Consider the following 18,797-nt stretch of genomic DNA (forward strand, 5'->3'; position numbering starts at 1 on the left):
ACCGGCCACCCTGCGCGGCCTACCGCGCGGAGGCCTCCTCGCGGAGCTCCTCCAGCCATCCCCGCACGCGCGCGGCCTGCTCGAGGACCTCCGCGGCCGCTCCGGACGGTTCGCCACCGAACCTGCGTGCCACGGCGGCGCACTCGTCGAGGGCGTCGAGGGCTTCGTCATGACGTCCCCGATCACCCAGGAGCACGGCGAGGTTGCTGAGGCTCACCGCGAAGTCCCTCCAGACCCGTCGCGCCCGGTCGGACGGCAAGGAGTCATAGACCCGGACCGCCTCGGTGACGGCCCGCAGCGCTTCGTGGCTCCGTCCCAGCTCGCCGAGCCGGGTCCCGAGGTTCGTCAGGCTCATCGCGAGGCCGTCGTCGCGGCCAGACGGGCCCCGCGCGGTCACCCTCCGGTCGATCGCGACCGCCTCCTCGACGGCCTGGAGCGCCTCCTCCCCCCGTGCCGCCTCGGCCAGGCGGTGGGAGAGGTTGTTCAGGACCATCGCATGACCCCAGCCGTAGACGGAGAAGTCCTGCCGCGTCAACTCCCGGTACAGGGAATCCGCTTCGGTGACCGCGGCGAGAGCGTAGCTCTCCCTGCCGGCCTCGCCCAGGCCCACGGACAGGTTGCTGAGGGCGCCGGCCAGCTCGGAGAGGTGAGACTCGCCCTCCGCGACGACCAGCTCCCGGTACACGCGTACGGCTTCCTCCGCGGCGTCGAGAGACTCCTGTCGACGCCCGAGGGATGCCAACCGGTTCGCGTACGTCGTGAGGAGGCGGCCGAACTCGACGCCGTAGACCCTCAGGTTCTCGCCGGCGAGCAGGCGCAGCTGGTGGACGTCCTCGGTGATCGCCACGAGGGAATCCGCCGGCGCTCGGCCGGCCCCCCCGCCGCCGGACGCGGTGGCGAACGCCTCGGCCAGGTCGGCGGCGGACGGCCGGAGGGCGGGGTCGCGCTGCAGACAGCGCCACAGCGTCCGGACGAGCTCCGGATCGACGCCGGGCGTCGCCAGTGGGCCCCGTTCCATGTCCTCGGCCCTCGGGTCGCCCCACTCTCCCGCCAGGAAGGCGAGGAGCAGAGCGCCGGCCGCGTGGACATCGCTCCGGGGAGTGAGCGCGGGACCATCGTCGTCCGCGTTGAGGTACTCCTGGTTTGTGGGGAGCTCGTCGCGGTACGGGCTGTCGGTGCCGTCCAGGGTCGCCGTCGCCCATCCGACCAGCCGAACGTCGTGGTCGGAGACGAGCACGGACCGGGGGGCGAGCGAGCCGTGCACGATGCCGAGCCCGTGGGCCCGGGCAAGCGCCTGGGACAGCCCGAGGCCGATCCGCAGGAAGAGTTCCTCCGGGACCGTTCCCCCGTACTCGTCGAGGAGGGCCCGCAGGTTGGGAGCGGGACCCGACGACACGTCGCCCGTCCTGCGGTGGACGCAGGTCGCCGCGAGCCAGGGCGGCTGACCGACGGCGCGGGCCCCCACGTCGACGAGCGAGGGAGCGTTCGTGCCCGCCATCCTGAGCAGGCACTCGGCTTCCGTACGGACGAGGGACAGCGCGGCCGCCGGATCGGCGACGTGCAGCTCCGAGCCCATCCGGATCATGACGGGCGTGTCGTCCTCGTCCCTGGCCAGGAACATCACGACGTGCAGCCACCCGCTCGCACTTCGCGCCCAGAGCCGGAACCGGCCGATCCGCACCGGGTCCTCCGGCAGGAGCGCAACCCAGCCGGCCGGCGGCGTCTCCCCCGGCTCGTCGTCGGACGGCTCGAACTCGTACTCGTACAGCGACGGCACCTCGGCCCGGCCGCGGCGCGTGCCGTCGCGGTCCGCCGCCGACAGCAGCGGGCCGGCGTCCGCGGGCGGGATGCCGAGCCGCGCCATCAGTTGGTCCCGGAGCCAGCCGAAGGAGCGTCCCGTATCCCCGACCCGGGCCGTGCCGTCCGGGTGTCCGACCCAGGCAGGGAAGACCGGGGCGCGGCCGACGGCGGCCTCGATCCGCCGGGTGACGGCATCCGTGGTGCGCAGGAGCTCCTTCGCGGGCACGGCGCTGAGCAGCAGGCGGCGGGCCTCGTCGGAGAAGTCGAAGCGCCGGTGGTGGGGCAGCCGTTCGGGCTCGTCCGCCCCCACCTCGTGCATCAGGCCTCCCAGGAACACCTCCATGAGGTGTCCGGGGTCCGTGGGGGATCCGAGGGCCGCCTGCACGAGGCGCATGACGGGTGGTGTGACGGGCGAGACGGCGGCCACGTGCGCCGCGAGCCGGTACGCCTCGGGGGTCGCGGCCTCCCGGAAGCGCAGGACCGCGCCCGCGTCGTCGCTCCGGCGGGTGGCGGCCGCGTCGGCCGGGCGGTCGGCGGGCGAGGCGGCGTCCCAGAGCGGGAGCAGCGCGGTGCCGCCCGGAGCGGCGATGAGCCGGGCCCAGTCGGCGACGGCCGCGGGAGTCGGTTCGAGGACCGGGACGGGTACGGGGTCGTAGCGGACGAGGTCGGGCGGCAGGTCCGGGTCGGTCACGTGCCAGTCGTGCGTCGGCCCGCCGCGGCGACGGGTGGTGACCCGCCAGGGCCGGGCGGCGATCCCCGTGCTCGCCCAGAGCCGGGAGGGCAGGGCCTGGACGATCGCGGTGGGGCCGCACCGGGCCCACTGCTCGGTCACCCCGCGCATCCCGCCATCCCACCAGGCGTCGCCGACGCCGTCGCTGACGACGACCACGAGGGTGTTCCCGGTCGGGTCGCACAGTGTCCTCGGCAACCGGGGGCGTCCTCGGTGCCGGTACGGGCTGGTGCGCAAGCCGGGCGTGGCGGCGCGCGTGTCGAGTCCGTACACGCGGACGTCGCGGAAGGCGCCCGCGCGTTCCATGAGTTCCCTGATCTCGGCGGCGAGGCGCTGCCAGAGGACCATGGAGACGCCGTCGTCGACGACGAGGGCGAGGGACAACCAGCGGGTGCGGGCCGGGCGGGTGACGGTCTCGGGAAGTCCGGTGTCGGCCATGGCCGCGACGGTCCGCGCGAGGTCGAGTTCCCGGCGGCCGGGGTCAGGGAAGCGCTGCCGCAGCGGTCGGAGGGCCTTGCCGAGGCGGAGCCGCTCCGCTCCGAAGGGGCGGGTGTCGGGGGCTCGGACGGGCATCGCGGGGGACGGTGCGTCCCCTGTGTCCGGCTCCGCGTCCCCGGGTGCGGGTCGCCGTTCCGCCGCCAGGAGCGGGCGGGCGGGCGCGGAGCCCGTGGGGGTGGTGGCGGGCGGTTCTACGGCGGTCGCGTCGGACGCCGCGTCGTCGGTCGGCGGTGACGGCGGGCGCTCCTGGTGCGGTGCTCCGGCCGACGGTGGGGGTGCGTCGGGGACGCCGGCGGCGCGGGCCAGCGGTGTGGAGGCGGCCCGCGGGAGCTTCCCGGCGAGCCACAGGGCGTCGAGGAGTTCCTCCTGGGACAGTTCGGCGCCGCTGTCCGCCAGAATCTTCGTCACGCGCTCGATCACGGGGTCACACGGCTTCGCCGAGCTGGTGCAGGACGGCCTTGAGGAGGGAGCCGGCGTCGAGGTCGACGCCGCCCTTGCGGAGGAAGACGGCGTTGAGCAGCTGGTCGGTGGCGAGTTCGCCGGTGGCGCGGCGGCCGAGGAACTCGCGCAGCAGGTCGTCCACGTCGTCCAGGGCGGCGGGGCCGAGGTGGGCGGCAACGATCTCGCGCAGGCGCCGCTCGTCGGGCTCGGGCAGGTCGAGGCGGACGCAGCGGCGGAGGAAGGCGGGCGGGAAGTCCCGTTCGCCGTTGCTGGTGATGATCACGACCGGGAACTCGCAGCAGCGCACCCAGCCGCGCGTGATGGGGGCGGGGGCGTCCGGTTCGTCGGTCTGGACGAGGACCGGGGCCTGGTCCTCGGGGAGGCGGGTGAGTTCGGGGATGGTGAACTCGCCCTCCTCGAAGATGGTCAGCAGGTCGTTGGGCAGGTCGATGTCACCCTTGTCCAGTTCGTCGACGAGCAGCACCCGGGGGCGGTCCCGGGGGACGAGCGCGTTGCCGAGCGGGCCGAGCCTGATGTATTGACCGATGTCGGGTTCCGTGCCGTCCGCGTCACGGCGGAGGGTGGCCTCGCGCAGCCGGCCGACGGCGTCGTACTGGTAGAGGGCGTCCTGCAGGGTCGAGCGGCTGTTCACGGGCCACTGGAGGACGGCGCCGAGTGCGAGTTCGTGGGCGACGGCGTGGGCCAGCGAGGACTTGCCGGTGCCGGGCTGGCCGGTGACGAGGAGGGGGCGGCGGAGGTGGAGCGCCGCGTTCACGACGTCGGCCTCGTCTGGGCCGATGAGGTACGGCCTCGGGCGCGGGGCCACGACTGCGTTCGGCGACTCCGGCCGGTCGAACCGGCGCCACGGCGGTGCGGAGGGGAACGGGACCTCGCGGCGTTCGCCGTCCCCCTGGAAGAGCCGCCAGTCGTCGGGCCCGTCGGCGGAGGGCAGGCGTCGGGGGTCAGGGCCGGCCAGGGGCTCCGAGGTCGTCATGACGCGTGCGTTCCTCTCCAGGGGTCTCTCAGGTGCAGCGGTTCGGGCGTGGGGTGGCGTCCGTCGGGCTCCCAGACGAGCGAGGGGCGGGCCCGCCGCTCCTCGGGGTGGGCGGCGGAGTGGCTCCGGAACTCCCGGACCCGCTCGGGGAGGGCGTCGAGCCCGCCGTCCGGTGCGAGACCGCCGAGCCTGTCGGCGTCCTCGTAGCCGTCGGCGTCGCGGTCCCAAAGCACGACGGGGACGCCCAGGGCGAGACAGATCATGAGCGAGGACTTCCGCTGGTCAGCGGGGCCGTGCAGGACGACCCGCGCGGTGTCGCGGTGTTCGGTCCCCAGCAGCATCCGCAGCTGTCCCCCGTGACCGTGGGTGCGGCTGGTGGTGAGCGTCGACGAGCGGCCCAGCTTCCAGCGGCGTTTCTGGTCGAGCTCGCGAACGGTTCTGTCGGCGACGAGGTCGGGGCAGCTGAGGGAGACGTGGTACTCGGTGCCGATGGGCCAGGCGGCCAGGATGTCGTCCGGTCCTTCGGGCCTCCACTCGTCGACGGCCAGGTCGAGTCCCGAGCGGTCGACCACGACGGTCACCCAGGGCACGTGGTCGCCCTGACCGGGCTCCTGGCGGGCGGTGGCGACCGCCTCGCCGAGGGCGCGCGCCGCCTCCCCCGGGGTCTTCGAGACCGTCTCCGACTCCTTGAGGACTCTGTACGAGCAGTCCTCGCGGGCGAGCAGGATCCGGCACCGGTAGCGTTCCTCCGCGGTCGCGGTGTCGCGTTCCACTTCCATCACCACCCGCGTCACCGGCGAACTCCGGCGCTTGGCCCAGCGGTTGGCGTCGTCGCGCCGCTCGCCCAGGGCTCCGGCGTGGACGCCGAGCCGGTCCGCGACCGTGCTCGACCACGCGCGCAGCTCGTCGCCGAGCGGGTGCGCCGCGGAGGCGGCCACGTACTCGACGAGCCGCAGCAGCGCCGGGACCGGCGGGGTGCCCTCGGGGACGCTCTCGCTGTCGGACAGCTCCTCCAGCCCGTGAATCGCGGCACGCAGGTCGTCCTCGCCGAGGTGCGGACGGGTGAGGCTCTCGGGCAGGACGGCGTACGGCAGCGCCTCGGGGGCCGCCCGGGGCAGGAGCCTCGGCTGCTCCTCGTGGACCCGGCACAGCAGGTCGAGCAGGGACCCGTACTCGTCGGTGGAGAGCAGGGAGCCGGGGGCGAGGACGCGAGCCCTCGCGAAGAGCTGCGTCCACGCGGTCCTGACCGGCCCCGTCGCGCTCCTCGCCGGGGCCGCGCCGAGCGACGCGAGGGCGCGGGGGTGGGCCTTCAGGAGGGCCACGAGGTCGGCAGTGGTGGGCTCGTAGCCGTCGGTCTCGTACTCCAGCTCCCGTGCCAGATCCCGGGCGTGGCCGATGCGGGAGGCGCGGTCCGGGAACAACGTGTCGAGCATCCCGGCGAGTTCGCGCTCGGCGGGGGTGCGCTCGGCGGCGGGTGGCGCGCTCGGCAGGGGTGCCCCGACCGTGCCCAGTTCGGGGGGTGTGCCGGCGTGCTCGACGAGGTGGGACACGAAGTCGTCGTCCTGCGCGAAGGTGCGCGCCGGCAGGGCGATCAGGCGGCGGGCTCCGTAGGAGTGCACCTCCTGGGTCACGACGCCGACGAGGCGGTCGCCGCAGAAAATGGCGGCACCGGAGGCGCCGCCCCAGGCGTTCTTCTCGTCGGCACGGGGTACGGGCGAGGGGCCCTGGTCCAGGACGAAGCGGTCCGCGGCGCCGGAGAGGGGCGGCAGTTCGCCGCGCAGGTTCTCGGGGTCGCGGGTGTCGCCCTTGGCCGACAGGGGGTAGCCGAGCCCCCGGTAGGACAGCGGGGCGGTACCGACGGGGCGGCCCCAGCGGACGGTTCCGGACAGGTCGACGTCCCGGTCGATGCGGAGCAGGGCGACGTCCCGTCCGTCCGGGTGCTGCCAGAGCAGTTCCGCCGACGCGGCGGTCGTCTCTCCGTAGCCGTGATGGCCAATGCGCACGCGGAACGCCGGCCACGGCAGTCCGGTGGCGCGGTCCTCCAGCACATGACGTGCGGTCAGGACCAGCCGGGGGGTGATCAGATAGCCGGAGCCCACGCGGTGGGGCCGATCGTCGGTTCCGCTGCGGATCAGCGCCAGTCTGCGCGGATCCACGTCACTCCTCGTCCCACGACCCGGTCTCGTCGTCGCCGATCTCGGGACCGGCTCCGCCGGTGGCGCGGTCCTTGACGGAGAGCCTGAGCGTCAGCTTGTGGGTGCGGACCGTGGCGTGCTCGCCGCTCGCGCCGGCGGTGACCACGCCGAAAGAGAGTTTGCCGTCCCCCTTCACGGACTTGCGCAGTTCGAGCTGGAGCTCCAGCTCCGCTTCCTCGACACCGAACGCGAACTGCTCGCCGACGCCGAGCCGCTGCGCCTCGTACAGCTCCTGCCGCAGCTCGTCGATTGCCGCGGCCAGACCGATCGTCGACATCCTCGCCCGCCCCCGGATCAAGAAGAACTTGTGGTCCCCGCTACGTTACAGCGCTCCCGGGACAGCTCCCACCCCGGTCGTGGACAATCGGAGGATCGGTCACGGAAGGAGGCGGCACCCTCGTGCCACCGCGTGAGAAGGACCCCACCGGGCAACGGGAGCGCATCGGCGCCGCCGCCGTCGAGGCGGTCCACGACGTCATGTGGAAGGCGGCGGACGTCCTTCGTGGTCCCGTCGACGCGACTGAGTACAAGGATTTCGTCCTCGGGTTGCTCTTCGTCAGGTACCTCTCCGACGCCTTCGCGGAGCGCCGGGCCGAGCTCGACGAAGAACTCGCCGCCGAGGGCGTCCCCGAGGAACTGCGGAACTCCCTCCTCGAAGACCGCGACGAGTACGACTCCCACGGGATCCTCTGGGTTCCGGAGGCGGCCCGCTGGTCCCGCATCACCGCCGACTTGAGCCGACCCGACGCGGGCTACCGCCTCGCCTCCGCCGTGGACGCGCTCATGCGCGAGAACATCGCCCTCCGGGACATGTTTCCGCCGGCCCTCCTCCGCGTCGACCTCGACTCACGGCGCCTGGCCGCCCTCGTCGACCTCATCGGGGACCCTCGCTTCATCTCCCGCGGACGCATGACCGCACGGGACACGCTGAGCCAGGTGTATGCGTACTTCCTCGCCTCCTTCGCGCGCGACGAGGGCAAGCGGGGCGCCGAGTCCCACACCCCGCAGTCACTGGCGCAGCTGATCGTGGAGGTCCTGGAGCCGTACGGCGGCCGGGCGTACGACCCGGCGTGCGGTGTGGGTGCCATGCTCGTCGAGGCGGCCCTGTTCGCCGAGACGCATGCCTCACGGAAAGCCGTCGGCTTCCTCTCGGTCCATGGCCAGGAGACGAACGAGCGGGCCTGGCGTCTTGCCAGGATGAACCTCGCCATCCACGAAGTCGACACCGTCGGCGACCTCGGGGCCGCGCCCGCCGACACCTTCGCCGACGATCAACACCCCGATCTCAGGGCCGACTTCGTGATGGCCCACCCGCCCTTCAACGTCTCGGACTGGGCCCGGGATGCGGGCGATTCCCGCTGGACATACGGCGTTCCCCCCAGGCAGAACGCCAACTATGCGTGGCTCCAGCACGCGTTGGCGAAGCTGGCGCGCGGAGGGACGGCCGGGGTCGTCCTCGCCAACGGGTCGATGAGCTCGACGTCCCGCGCCGAGCGGGACATTCGCCGGGGGCTGGCGGAGGCGGATCGCGTCGCGTGCCTGATCGCGCTGCCGAGCCGACTGTTCCGTACGACGTCGATCCCGGCCTGCCTCTGGATCCTGACCGAGGACAAGTCCTCCCAGGGTGCGAAGGACCTGACGGATCGCCGGGGGCAGATCCTGTTCGTCGACGCCCGTCGGACGGGCACCATGGCGGACCGCACGGAACGTGTGCTCACCTTGGACGACATCGACAGGATCGCCACCAGCTACCACGCATGGCGGGGCACGCCCTCGGCGCGGGACGCCGGTCTCGTGTACCGGGACGAGCCCGGTTTCCGCCGCTCGGTGGATCTGGCCGCGGTACGCGAGCAGGGCTACGCGCTCGCCCCGGGGCGGTACGTCGGAACCGCCTCGCAGGAGCCGCCGCCGCGCCCCCGCGAGCGACCGGCGTCCCTGATGAGGAACCTGTACGCGATCTTCGACTGACGGGCCGTCGCGGCCTCTGAACCGATGGAGTTCGACGTCGGGGTCGGTCAGCAGACCTCGAGCTCGTAGTTGGTCGTCTGGGTCGGGGTGGTCACCTCGTGATCACGTCGTGCAGGTGGGAGCGGATCCGTGTGGAGCCAAGCAGCCGTGCCGTGGTCTCGCGGAACCGGTCGCGGTCCGTACCGGCGAGGTGCTCGAGGATCTGGCGGGTCTGCGCCCGTCTGAAGAGGTGCTGTCCGGAGCTGGCCAGGAAGTCGTGGACGTCCCTTCCGGTCGCGAGGAAGGACCGGGCGAATAGGTAGTCGAAGTACGTCTCGTGGAAGAAGCCGATGTGTTCCTGGTCTCCCACCAGGACCCCTTGCGACTTCAATGCCTCGACATCCTCCGGCGCGTAGCCGTCGAGGAGGGAGAGGGGCGCCTGCAGACTCTCCCGGTCGCTCATGGAGGCGCAGAGGGCGCCGGTGATCCCCTGCCAGTCGAAGCCTTCCCTCCTGATTCCTATGCGTCTGCGCACCTCCTTGGTGTAACCGCCGTAGAGCTGCTGCAGAGTCCGGTAGGGCATAGGGCGGGCAGCAGGGGGGAGGGTGCCGAAGACCGCCAGGTGCAGGGGGGTGCGCAGCAGGTCCAGAGTCACCGGGCTCAGGCTGTCGGGGGTGTTCCCACCCGCGGTGAGTACGGCGCGCACCGACTCTTCGGTCAGCTCCCCCACGGGGAATCTCTCCGCTCGGGCGTCCGCCGTCATCAGTCTGCTGAGCCTGCCGTCCTGTTCGATGTCGACGGTGCGGACCACCAAGAGCACCTTGATGTTCGGCGCTGCCGAGAGCTGAGCGAGCACATCCTCAACGGCCTCGAAGACATCTGCCATGCGACCGCTGTACAGGCTGACGGCGTCCAGTTGATCGATGACGAAGAGCCCAGGCCCCCCATCGGCGACTCCGGGCAGCAGGACCCCCCGCGAATCCTGCAGATTCATCATGGCGCCGAGGTCCCTCGCCGTTCGCACCGACGGATCGGCTCGGTCCATACGAACGACGGCGGTCGGCCACCCATGGCCTGCGAGACGTTCCAGTACATCGGCGGCAACCGTCGACTTGCCCGAGCCCGCCCCTCCCTCGCACAGCACGATCTGCGGACCGTCCTCGACCACCAACCGACCGTGCAGCTGGTCGAGGTGAGGACGCGCGGCCAGTCCAAGGGCGGGCGCCCTGTCCCGCACGTGCCGCAGGAACCCGTCCGTGGTGGCCGCCAAGGCATTGAGCGTATTGCTGTCTCCGGCCAACAGCCGGAGTCGAACTCCGTCAAGAGAGAGCAAATGGTTACGGATCTCCGACCCGGTGAGCCACTTGTGGAGGTTGTCGTCCAGGTATCCACTCAGTTGCCTGACGATTCCCTCAGGGTTCCCTACGAAAAGTTGCTCGTAAATGATGTGGACGAGCTCACGCAGGTTCTCTGGTGAGTACTCCTTGACGTAAACGGACTGAAGATATCGCCAGATCGTCTCCCGCTCTGCGGGTTTGCCGTCGTCGGCTCAAACTCCGCACAGAGCCGTAAAGTCGTTCCCTTGAGGGCCGGTAAGAATCTCTTCGAACTCAGCGAGGGTCACGGCGGCCCTGGCGCGGTCGGCAAGGTCGCGCAATGCGGGCGATCCGGTCGAGAGAACGAGTCGCACCTTCCTGCCGGCTGCAAGGTGACTCGCGACGGCCTGGAGAAGGGCTGCCGCGGATCGCAGCGTCCAGGGCCCCCGCGAAGGCACGTCCTTCACCTGATCGCACCAGGTTTCACCCTTGGCCACGAGCTGGAACTCAATGCCTTCACCAGCCTGCCCCACAGGCTCAAGACGGATCCGCGAGGCCTCTCCGCGCAGGAGGTCCGCAACCTTCAGCGCGGTCCACCAGTCCTCATATCGGTTGCCCGCTTTGTCCGCCGTCCCGCCCGACAGCCCCATCGCGCATCACTTCCCCAGGACGCCGCAACGGACTCCTCATCCGGGGAGTCCACGGCCAAGAACTGTATTACCCGCCGCCCCTTCCGTGGCCTGCGTTTCGAGCACGCTCTCCACGCGGACACTCGCTGTCCAGTTGGCCACGGCCGAGCCCCGAGGCGCCGCACGAAGCCTGCCGACACGGGATCGGGCACCTGCGGCCTCGACGCACCGGTGCGCAACCGCACTCCCATGCCGATAATTGCGCCATCATGCACAAGTGCAAAGACCGCCCAGCCCAACCCATCCCTGACGGGCAGTCAGGAAAGTCAGCAACAGGTCAGCATCGGTACCGCCCGGGACCGCCGCCGGACGCCGCGAACCGCCAAGATCAACAACCGGTCTCGCCCGCTCTGACCTGCGAAAACCCTGCTCAGCGGATCGCCTGTCACTCTCACCAGGAGGTACCCATGAGGATGCTCATCAACGTCCCGGAGACCGTCGTCGCCGATGCGCTGCGCGGGATGGCCGCCGCGCATCCCGAGCTCACCGTCGATGTCGAGAACCGTGTCGTCCTGCGCCGCGACGCGCCCGTCGCCGGGAAGGTGGGGCTGGTGTCCGGGGGCGGGTCGGGGCATGAGCCCTTGCACGGGGGGTTCGTCGGGCCCGGGATGCTGGCGGCCGCGTGCCCCGGGGAGGTGTTCACGTCGCCCGTGCCCGACCAGATGGTGCGCGCCGCCGCCGCCGTCGACAGCGGGGCCGGCGTGCTGTTCGTCGTCAAGAACTACACCGGTGACGTGCTCAACTTCGAGATGGCCGCCGAGCTCGCGGAGGACGAGGGCATCCAGATCGCCAAGGTGCTCGTCGACGACGACGTGGCGGTGACGGACAGTCTGTACACCGCCGGGCGGCGCGGGACCGGGGCGACGCTCTTCGTGGAGAAGATCGCCGGGGCGGCTGCCGAGGAGGGTGCGCCGCTGGAGCGGGTGGAGGCCGTCGCGCGCCGGGTGAACGAGCGGTCACGGAGTTTCGGTGTGGCGCTGAGCGCCTGCACCACACCAGCGAAGGGCAGCCCCACGTTCGAACTTCCCGAGGGCAAGCTGGAGTTGGGTATCGGCATCCATGGGGAGCCGGGGCGTGAGCGGCGGCCCATGATGACTTCGGGAGAGATCGCGGACGTGGCCGTCGACGCCGTACTGGAGGACCTGCGGCCGTCCGGACCGGTCCTCGCCCTCGTGAACGGGATGGGCGCGACGCCGCTGCTCGAACTGTACGGGTTCAACGCCGAGGTGCAGCGCGTGCTGAGCGAGCGCGGGGTCCCGGTCGCCCGCACGCTGGTCGGCAACTATGTGACCTCGCTCGACATGGCCGGCTGCTCGGTGACGCTCTGCGAGGCCGACGAGGAGCTGCTGCGGCTCTGGGACGCGCCCGTGCAGACTCCGGCGCTGCGCTGGGGCCGGTGAGAGGGGATGCCCGAAGTGAGCGAGTGCGACGCCGCGTTCTTCCGTCGTTGGCTGACCTCGGCCGCGGCCGTGATCGACCGTGAGGCCGAGCGCCTCACCGAGCTCGACTCGGCGATCGGCGACGCGGACCACGGGGCCAATCTGAAGCGGGGGTTCGCCGCCGTGGCCGACGTGCTGGAGAAGGAGTCGCCCGAGACCCCGGGAGCCGTACTCGTCGCCGCGGGGCGGCAGTTGATCTCCACCGTGGGGGGCGCGTCCGGGCCGCTGTACGGGACGCTGTTGCGACGGACCGGCAAGGCGCTCGGCGATGCCCCTTCGGTGACGCGGGAGGACCTGGCCGCGGCCCTGGCCGCCGGGGTCGCCGCCGTCGGGCAGCTCGGCGGAGCCCAGGTCGGGGACAAGACCATGCTGGACGCGCTCGTTCCGGCGGCCGAGGCGCTCGGTGACTCCTTCGCCGCCGCCCGGGACGCGGCCGAGCGCGGCGCCCTCGCGACCGTACCCCTCCAGGCGCGCAAGGGCAGGGCGAGCTATCTGGGCGAACGTTCCATCGGGCATCAGGATCCCGGGGCCACCTCGTCGGCCCTGCTGATCGCCGCCCTTGCGGAGGTGGCTGCCGCGTGACCGGTCAGGTGGGCGTGGCGGGAACGGTGGGCATCGTGCTGGTCTCGCACAGCGCGGCCGTGGCCGACGCCGTCGCCGTGCTGGCCCAGGGGCTCGCGGGCGGTGGGCCGACCGCGCCCGTCGCCGCGGCCGGGGGCGCTCCCGGCGGGGGTCTCGGCACGAGTTCCGAGCGGATCGTCGAGGCGGCGAAGGCGGTCGACGGGGGCGCCGGAGTGGCCCTCCTCGTCGACCTCGGCAGTGCCGTCCTCACCGTCAAGGCGCTCCTCGCCGAGGAGGACGAGCTGCCGGAGGGTTCGCGCCTCGTGGACGCACCGTTCGTCGAGGGCGCCGTCGCCGCCCTCGTCACGGCGAGCGCCGGCGGGGACCTGGACGCGGTGGTGGCAGCGGCCTCGGAGGCGTACACGTACCGGAAGGTGTGAGGCGGGGCGCGGGAGGCGTGCGCAGGGGGCCGACAGGGGTGCGTGGGGCGCGCGGGAGATCCGTCACACACCGTCCCCGGGAGCACCCGTGTTGTGATGTACCTGGTCAACCCACTAATGTCACAGCGCCTTGGTGTACGGGAAACCGGTGCGGTACCGGTGCGGCCCTCGCCACTGTGATCGGGAAGTCCGGCTCCATCCCTCCGGGGAAGCCACTGGACCGCCGCGGGAGACCGCGGAGGTGTGGGAAGGCGGAGCCGCGGCGGCATGACCCGTCAGCCAGGAGACCGGCCAGGGTGCGTTGTCCATCCACGAGGTGCTGGAGAGGGTCTCCCAACCATGCATATAGCCGAGGGGTATCTGCCCCCTGTGCACGCGGCCGCCTGGGGCGTCGCGTCCGCTCCCTTTGTCGTCCACGGTGTCCGCGCCCTGACCCGTGAGGTCAAGGCCAACCCCGAGTCCACCCTGCTGCTCGGTGCGTCCGGTGCGTTCACCTTCGTTCTGTCCGCGCTCAAGATTCCGTCGGTGACGGGCAGTTGCTCGCACCCGACCGGGACGGGACTGGGCGCGATCCTGTTCCGTCCGCCCGTGATGGCGGTCCTTGGCACGATCACGCTGCTGTTCCAGGCGCTGCTGCTCGCCCACGGCGGGCTCACCACACTCGGCGCCAACGTCTTCTCCATGGCGATCGTCGGGCCGTGGGCCGGTTTCGGTACGTACTGGCTGCTGCGCCGCTTCGACGTGCCGCTCATGGTGAGCGTGTTCTTCGGGGCGTTCGTCGCCGACCTGTCGACGTACTGCGTGACCAGCGTCCAGCTCGCGCTGGCCTTCCCGGACCCGGGCAGCGGTGTGCTGGGTGCGCTGGCCAAGTTCGGCGGGATCTTCGCCGTCACGCAGCTGCCGCTCGCCGTCAGTGAAGGTCTGCTGACGGTACTCGTCATGCGGCTGCTCACGCAGTCCAGCAAGGCGGACCTGACCCGCCTCGGCATCCTGCTCCCGTCCCGGAAGAAGAACGAGAACGCGGAGGCGAGCGCCTGATGAGCCGGAACGCGAAGATCAACACGCTGCTGCTGCTCGTCGTCGCGGCGCTGGCCGTGCTCCCGCTGGTCCTGGGGCTCGGCGACCACAAGGAGGAGCCGTTCACGGGCGCCGACGCCGAGGCCGAGACGGCGATCTCGGAGATCGATCCCGACTACGAGCCGTGGTTCTCCCCGCTGTACGAGCCCGCTTCCGGTGAGATCGAGTCGGCGCTCTTCGCCCTGCAGGCCGCCATCGGCGCCGGGGTGCTCGCGTACTACTTCGGTCTGCACAAGGGCCGCAAGCAGGGCGAGGCCCGCGCCGACGCGAAGGCGCTGCGGTCGGCGTCCGTCGGCGAGTAGCCGCCGGTGCTGCCGATCGACGCGGCGGCGCACAGCAGTCGCTGGCGCCGCCGCCACCCGTGCGAGAAAGCCGTGCTCGGCTTCGGTCTGACGCTCTGCGCGGTGTGCCTGCCGCCGTGGCCCGGTGCCGTCCTGGTCGCGGCGGCCACCCTGGCCGTCCTCCTCGGGCCGGCCGGGGTGCCGGGGCGTCAGCTGTGGCGCGCGTTCCGTATCCCTCTGGGCTTCTGTGTGACGGGGGCGATCCCGCTGCTCTTCGAGGTGGGCGGGGACCGCGGCATGGTGGCGCTCGCGCACGACGGTCCCGTTCACGCGGGTGAGTTGTTGCTGCGGACCTCGTCCGCGTCGCTGGGCGTGCTGCTGTTCGCCTTCACGACGCCCGTGTCCGACGTACTGCCCCGCCTGGTGCGGGCCGGGGTGCCGGCGCCCGTGGTGGACGTGGCCCTGGTGATGTACAGGATCAGTTTTCTTCTTCTGGATGCGATATCCAAAATCCGGCAGGCGCAGGCGGCCCGGCTGGGACTGACCACGCGCGCGGCGACCTGGCGTTCCCTCGCCGGGCTGGGCGCGACGGCGTTCGTCCGCGCCTTCGACCGGGCGCAGCGCCTGCAGACGGGCCTGGCCGGTCGGGGTTACGACGGGACGCTGCGGGTCCTGGTGCCTGAGGCGGCGGTCTCGGGCCGCTTCCTCGCGTCGACGGCCGGCCTGCTCGCCGGTCTCGTCGCCCTCACTCTCGTACTGGAAAGGTCCCTGCCGTGAATCCTGCGCCACCTGTCGTGGAGCTGGTGAAGGCCACGTTCGCGTACGAGGACGGGCCCGTCGTCCTCGACGGCATCGACTTCGCGGTGCCGGAAGGCCGGGCGGTGGCGCTCCTCGGCCGCAACGGCGGCGGCAAGACGACGATGCTGCGGCTGCTGAGCGGGGGCCTGCGCTGCGGAAGCGGCGCGCTCCGGCTGGACGGCGAGGACGTGTCGTACGACCGGAAGGGGCTGACCCGGCTGCGTACGACGGTGCAGCTGGTCGTCCAGGACCCGGACGACCAGCTCTTCGCCGCGTCGGTCGGGCAGGACGTGTCGTTCGGCCCGATGAATCTGGGGCTGCCGGAGGAGGAGGTTCGGCTCCGGGTCCGCGAGGCGCTGGAGGCGCTGGACATCGTCGCGCTGGAGGACCGGCCGACCCATCTGCTCTCGTACGGACAGCGGAAGCGGGCCGCGATCGCGGGCGCCGTGGCGATGCGCCCCCGGGTCCTCATCATGGACGAGCCGACGGCCGGGCTCGATCCGCACGGACAGGAGCGGCTCCTGGAGGTGCTCGGCCGGCTGCGGGAGTCGGGCACGACGGTCGTGATGGCGACCCACGACGTCGACCTGGCGCTGCGCTGGGCGGACGAGGCCGCCGTCCTGTCCCCGGCGGGGCTGCGGACGGGCCCCGTCGAGGAGCTGCTCGCCGACGACGCGCTGCTCGCGGCGGCGCGGCTGCGCCGTCCCTGGGGCATGGCCGTGACACGGCTGCTGCGCACGCACGGCCTGCTCGCCCCGGACGCGGAGGGCCCGCGCACGGCGGAGGACCTGGACAGCTGGGTCACGACGCCCTGACGGGCCGCGGTGATCCACTCCCACCAAGCCCACCACGGCCCCCGGCGGACCCCCGCCGGGGGCCGTGGCGTGTCGTGACGTCGTGCAGATCACTTCCCCACCTTTATGCAACTTGTTGCACAAGCCCCCTCGGCTCGTCTACAACAGTCATGACGACACCGCGCGAGGAGGCGCCCCATGAGCTCGACCCCCTACCCGCATCTGCTGAGCCCGCTCGACCTCGGGTTCACCACCCTGCCCAACCGGGTGCTCATGGGTTCCATGCACGTCGGCCTCGAAGAGACCGAGAACGGCTTCGAGCGCATGGCCGCCTTCTACGCCGAGCGCGCCCGCGGCGGGGTCGGACTCATCGTGACCGGCGGCATCGCGCCCAACGAGGCCGGCCGTCCCTGGGACGGCGGCGCCAAGCTCAGCACCGAGGACGAGGTGGCCGAGCACAAGCTCATCACCGACGCCGTGCACGGCGAGGGCGGGCGGATCGCGATGCAGATCCTCCACTTCGGCCGGTACGCCTACCACCCCGAGCTCGTCGCACCCAGCGCGATCCAGGCGCCGATCAGCCCCTTCGTACCGAACGAGCTCACCGACGCCGAGGTCGAGCAGACCGTCGAGGACTACGCCCGCTGCGCCGAGCTCGCCAGGGCCGCCGGGTACGACGGCGTCGAGGTCATGGGCTCCGAGGGCTACCTCATCAACGAGTTCATCGCGGCGGCCACCAACCACCGCACCGACCGCTGGGGCGGCAGCTACGAGAACCGGGTCCGCTTCCCGCTGGAGATCGTCCGCCGGATCCGCGAGCGGGTCGGCGAGGACTTCATCGTCATCTACCGCCTCTCGATGCTGGACCTGGTCCCGGGCGGTTCGACGCTGGAGGAGGTCGTCTCCCTCGCGAAGGAGATCGAGGCCGCCGGCGCGACCATCATCAACACCGGCATCGGCTGGCACGAGGCCCGCATCCCCACCATCGCGACCTCCGTCCCGCGGGGCGCGTACACCTGGGTCACCAAGAAGCTCATGGGCTCGGTGAACATCCCCCTCGTCACCAGCAACCGCATCAACACCCCCGAGGTCGCCGAGCAGATCCTCGCCGAGGGCCGCGCCGACATCGTCTCCATGGCCCGCCCCTTCCTCGCCGACCCGGACTTCGTGGCCAAGGCCGCCGCGGACCGCGCCGACACCATCAACACCTGCATCGGCTGCAACCAGGCCTGCCTGGACCACACCTTCAGCCTGAAGATCACCTCCTGCCTGGTGAACCCGCGCGCCTGCCACGAGACGGAACTCGTCCTCTCCCCCACCCGGCTCGCCAAGCGGCTCGCCGTCGTCGGAGCGGGCCCGGCCGGACTCGCGTTCTCCGTCGCGGCCGCCGAACGCGGCCACTCCGTCACCCTGTTCGACGCGGCGGGCGAGATCGGCGGCCAGCTGAACATCGCCAAGCGGGTCCCCGGCAAGGAGGAGTTCGACGAGACGCTGCGGTACTTCCGTACGCAGCTCGCCGAGCGCGGTGTCGACGTCCGGCTCAACACCACGGTCACGGCGGGCGACCTGGACGGATACGACGAGGTCGTCGTCGCCACCGGAGTCACGCCGCGCACCCCGGAGATCGAGGGCGTCGACCACCCGAGCGTCCTCAGCTATCTGGACGTCCTGCGCGACGGCGCCGAGGTCGGCGAGCGCGTCGCGATCGTCGGCGCGGGCGGCATCGGATTCGACGTCGCGGAGTTCCTCACCGACGGCGGCGAGGGCGCGAGCCAGGACCCCGAGACGTACTTCAAGCAGTGGGGCGTGGACACCTCCTACGAGACGCGCGGCGGTCTGCGCGCCCCCGAGCGGCCCCGGCCTCCGCGCCAGGTGCATCTGCTCCAGCGCAAGACCACCAAGGTCGGCGCGGGCCTCGGCAAGACCACCGGCTGGATCCACCGCGCCGAGATGAAGCACCGCGGCGTCACCATGGTCGCGGGCGCGACGTACGAGCGGATCGACGACGACGGCCTGCACATCACCGTCGACGGCGAGCCGCAGACGGTCCCCGTCGACACCGTCGTCCTGTGCACCGGCCAGGAGCCGCGCCGCGGTCTGTACGAGGAGCTCATCGCGGCGGGCCGCACGGCGCACCTCATCGGCGGTGCCGACGTGGCCGCCGAGCTGGACGCCAAGCGCGCCATCGACCAGGGCACACGGCTGGCGGCCGGCCTGTGATCGTCCAGGCGCCCCGAACCTAGGATGCGTGCATGTCCCTCCCGCACGCGATCCTCACGGCGCTGCTCGAGAAGCCGTCCTCCGGCCTCGAGCTGACGCGCCGCTTCGACCGGTCGATCGGCTACTTCTGGTCGGCCACGCACCAGCAGATCTATCGCGAGCTGGGCAAACTGGAGCAGGCGGGGCACATCCGAGCCCTGCCCGCTCCGGTGCCGGCGCGGGGGCAGAAGAAGGAGTACGAGGTACTGCCCGAGGGGCGCGCCGAGCTGGCCGAGTGGGTCGCCCGCAGCGAGGATCCCAAACCGATGCGCTCCGCCCTCCTGCTGCGGATGCGGGCGGCGGCGGTCGTCGGCGCGCCGGGTATGCGGGACGAACTGCGGCACCATCTCGATCTGCACCAGCGGCAGCTGGACGAATACCTGGCCATCGAGGTACGGGACTTCCCGCCCACACGCCGGGAGAGCCAACCGGACCGGCTGCGCCACCTCGTCCTTCGGGGCGGGATCGACCTGGAACGCTTCTGGGTGGAGTGGCTGACCCACGCGCTCGCCGAGCTGGAGGGCTGACACGAGGGACG

At 71.9% G+C, this 18,797-nt stretch carries 16 protein-coding genes and 1 riboswitch; of the genes, 10 read left to right on the forward strand and 6 right to left on the reverse strand.

Features of this window, described 5'->3' with window-relative positions:
• Positions 1 to 19: 19 nt before the first annotated feature.
• From ACFY8U_RS35055 to ACFY8U_RS35070, 4 genes are read right to left on the reverse strand one after another with little or no spacing between them, the layout of a single operon-like run.
• A complete protein-coding gene (locus tag ACFY8U_RS35055; RefSeq protein ID WP_389576168.1) occupies positions 20 to 3,436 on the reverse strand; it encodes an SAV_2336 N-terminal domain-related protein in 3,417 nt (1,138 codons plus the stop codon).
• Positions 3,437 to 3,452: 16 nt separating this feature from the next.
• Positions 3,453 to 4,463: an AAA family ATPase gene (locus ACFY8U_RS35060; protein ID WP_389576169.1), complete on the reverse strand. Its 1,011-nt coding sequence runs from the start codon at positions 4,461 to 4,463 to the stop codon at positions 3,453 to 3,455.
• Positions 4,460 to 6,619, reverse strand: a complete 2,160-nt coding sequence (locus tag ACFY8U_RS35065) for a trypsin-like serine protease (RefSeq protein WP_389576170.1) — start codon at positions 6,617 to 6,619, stop codon at positions 4,460 to 4,462. The genes ACFY8U_RS35060 and ACFY8U_RS35065 overlap by 4 nt, the downstream gene beginning before the upstream one ends.
• 1 nt (position 6,620) lies before the next feature.
• Entirely contained in the window at positions 6,621 to 6,935 is a 315-nt protein-coding gene (locus ACFY8U_RS35070) for a trypco2 family protein (RefSeq protein WP_389576171.1), read from the reverse strand.
• A 122-nt stretch (positions 6,936 to 7,057) separates the two neighbouring features.
• Between ACFY8U_RS35070 and ACFY8U_RS35075 the strand changes: the two genes are divergently transcribed.
• Positions 7,058 to 8,626: an N-6 DNA methylase gene (locus ACFY8U_RS35075; RefSeq protein ID WP_389576172.1), complete on the forward strand. Its 1,569-nt coding sequence runs from the start codon at positions 7,058 to 7,060 to the stop codon at positions 8,624 to 8,626.
• A gap of 91 nt (positions 8,627 to 8,717) precedes the next feature.
• Here the strand turns inward: ACFY8U_RS35075 and ACFY8U_RS35080 are convergent, their stop codons facing one another.
• Together ACFY8U_RS35080 and ACFY8U_RS35085 are read right to left on the reverse strand one after the other, a co-directional pair.
• On the reverse strand, positions 8,718 to 9,875 hold the full coding sequence (locus ACFY8U_RS35080) for a hypothetical protein (protein WP_389576173.1): 1,158 nt from the start codon (positions 9,873 to 9,875) through the stop codon (positions 8,718 to 8,720).
• A 279-nt stretch (positions 9,876 to 10,154) separates the two neighbouring features.
• Positions 10,155 to 10,571 carry a hypothetical protein gene (locus tag ACFY8U_RS35085; RefSeq protein ID WP_389576174.1) on the reverse strand — a complete coding sequence of 139 codons (417 nt, stop codon included), beginning with the start codon at positions 10,569 to 10,571 and terminating at the stop codon, positions 10,155 to 10,157.
• A gap of 446 nt (positions 10,572 to 11,017) precedes the next feature.
• On the opposite strand from ACFY8U_RS35085, the gene dhaK reads away from it, so the two are divergent.
• The 9 genes from dhaK to ACFY8U_RS35130 all read left to right on the forward strand — a co-directional run bounded on the left by dhaK (position 11,018) and on the right by ACFY8U_RS35130 (position 18,786).
• Positions 11,018 to 12,010 carry a dihydroxyacetone kinase subunit DhaK gene (gene dhaK, locus ACFY8U_RS35090; protein ID WP_389576175.1) on the forward strand — a complete coding sequence of 331 codons (993 nt, stop codon included), beginning with the start codon at positions 11,018 to 11,020 and terminating at the stop codon, positions 12,008 to 12,010.
• Between the two features lie 6 nt (positions 12,011 to 12,016).
• On the forward strand, positions 12,017 to 12,631 hold the full coding sequence (gene dhaL, locus ACFY8U_RS35095; protein ID WP_389576176.1) for a dihydroxyacetone kinase subunit DhaL: 615 nt from the start codon (positions 12,017 to 12,019) through the stop codon (positions 12,629 to 12,631).
• Positions 12,628 to 13,050: a PTS-dependent dihydroxyacetone kinase phosphotransferase subunit DhaM gene (locus ACFY8U_RS35100; protein ID WP_389576177.1), complete on the forward strand. Its 423-nt coding sequence runs from the start codon at positions 12,628 to 12,630 to the stop codon at positions 13,048 to 13,050. Before dhaL ends, ACFY8U_RS35100 begins: the two co-directional genes overlap by 4 nt.
• 86 nt (positions 13,051 to 13,136) lie before the next feature.
• Positions 13,137 to 13,361, forward strand: a riboswitch (cobalamin riboswitch).
• Positions 13,362 to 13,389: 28 nt separating this feature from the next.
• Positions 13,390 to 14,088, forward strand: coding sequence for an energy-coupling factor ABC transporter permease (locus tag ACFY8U_RS35105; protein WP_389576178.1), 699 nt, complete (start codon positions 13,390 to 13,392; stop codon positions 14,086 to 14,088).
• The gene (locus tag ACFY8U_RS35110; protein WP_389576179.1) at positions 14,088 to 14,429 is read left to right on the forward strand and encodes an energy-coupling factor ABC transporter substrate-binding protein; all 342 of its coding nucleotides are present in this window, start codon (positions 14,088 to 14,090) and stop codon (positions 14,427 to 14,429) included. The genes ACFY8U_RS35105 and ACFY8U_RS35110 overlap by 1 nt, the downstream gene beginning before the upstream one ends.
• A gap of 6 nt (positions 14,430 to 14,435) precedes the next feature.
• Positions 14,436 to 15,185 (forward strand): cobalt ECF transporter T component CbiQ, encoded by a 750-nt coding sequence (gene cbiQ / locus ACFY8U_RS35115; RefSeq protein WP_389576180.1) that lies wholly within the window; start codon positions 14,436 to 14,438, stop codon positions 15,183 to 15,185.
• Positions 15,182 to 16,021: an ATP-binding cassette domain-containing protein gene (locus ACFY8U_RS35120; protein ID WP_389576181.1), complete on the forward strand. Its 840-nt coding sequence runs from the start codon at positions 15,182 to 15,184 to the stop codon at positions 16,019 to 16,021. The genes cbiQ and ACFY8U_RS35120 overlap by 4 nt, the downstream gene beginning before the upstream one ends.
• Before the next feature lie 177 nt (positions 16,022 to 16,198).
• Positions 16,199 to 18,220, forward strand: a complete 2,022-nt coding sequence (locus tag ACFY8U_RS35125; RefSeq protein WP_389576182.1) for an FAD-dependent oxidoreductase — start codon at positions 16,199 to 16,201, stop codon at positions 18,218 to 18,220.
• 32 nt (positions 18,221 to 18,252) lie between these two features.
• Entirely contained in the window at positions 18,253 to 18,786 is a 534-nt protein-coding gene (locus ACFY8U_RS35130; RefSeq protein ID WP_361433920.1) for a PadR family transcriptional regulator, read from the forward strand.
• The last annotated feature ends 11 nt before the right edge of the window (positions 18,787 to 18,797 follow it).

The organism is Streptomyces sp. NPDC012508 (assembly GCF_042902595.1).
Lineage (GTDB): Bacteria > Actinomycetota > Actinomycetes > Streptomycetales > Streptomycetaceae > Streptomyces.

Excerpts from the sequence above, each read along its gene's own strand:
- ACFY8U_RS35060 (WP_389576169.1), bottom strand. The coding sequence starts at position 4,463 with ATGACGACCTCGGAGCCCCTGGCCGGCCCTGACCCCCGACGCCTGCCC.
- ACFY8U_RS35070 (WP_389576171.1), bottom strand. The coding sequence starts at position 6,935 with ATGTCGACGATCGGTCTGGCCGCGGCAATCGACGAGCTGCGGCAGGAG.
- ACFY8U_RS35085 (WP_389576174.1), bottom strand. The coding sequence starts at position 10,571 with ATGGGGCTGTCGGGCGGGACGGCGGACAAAGCGGGCAACCGATATGAG.
- dhaK (WP_389576175.1), top strand. The coding sequence starts at position 11,018 with ATGAGGATGCTCATCAACGTCCCGGAGACCGTCGTCGCCGATGCGCTG.
- dhaL (WP_389576176.1), top strand. The coding sequence starts at position 12,017 with ATGCCCGAAGTGAGCGAGTGCGACGCCGCGTTCTTCCGTCGTTGGCTG.
- ACFY8U_RS35105 (WP_389576178.1), top strand. The coding sequence starts at position 13,390 with ATGCATATAGCCGAGGGGTATCTGCCCCCTGTGCACGCGGCCGCCTGG.
- ACFY8U_RS35110 (WP_389576179.1), top strand. The coding sequence starts at position 14,088 with ATGAGCCGGAACGCGAAGATCAACACGCTGCTGCTGCTCGTCGTCGCG.
- ACFY8U_RS35125 (WP_389576182.1), top strand. The coding sequence starts at position 16,199 with ATGAGCTCGACCCCCTACCCGCATCTGCTGAGCCCGCTCGACCTCGGG.
- ACFY8U_RS35130 (WP_361433920.1), top strand. The coding sequence starts at position 18,253 with ATGTCCCTCCCGCACGCGATCCTCACGGCGCTGCTCGAGAAGCCGTCC.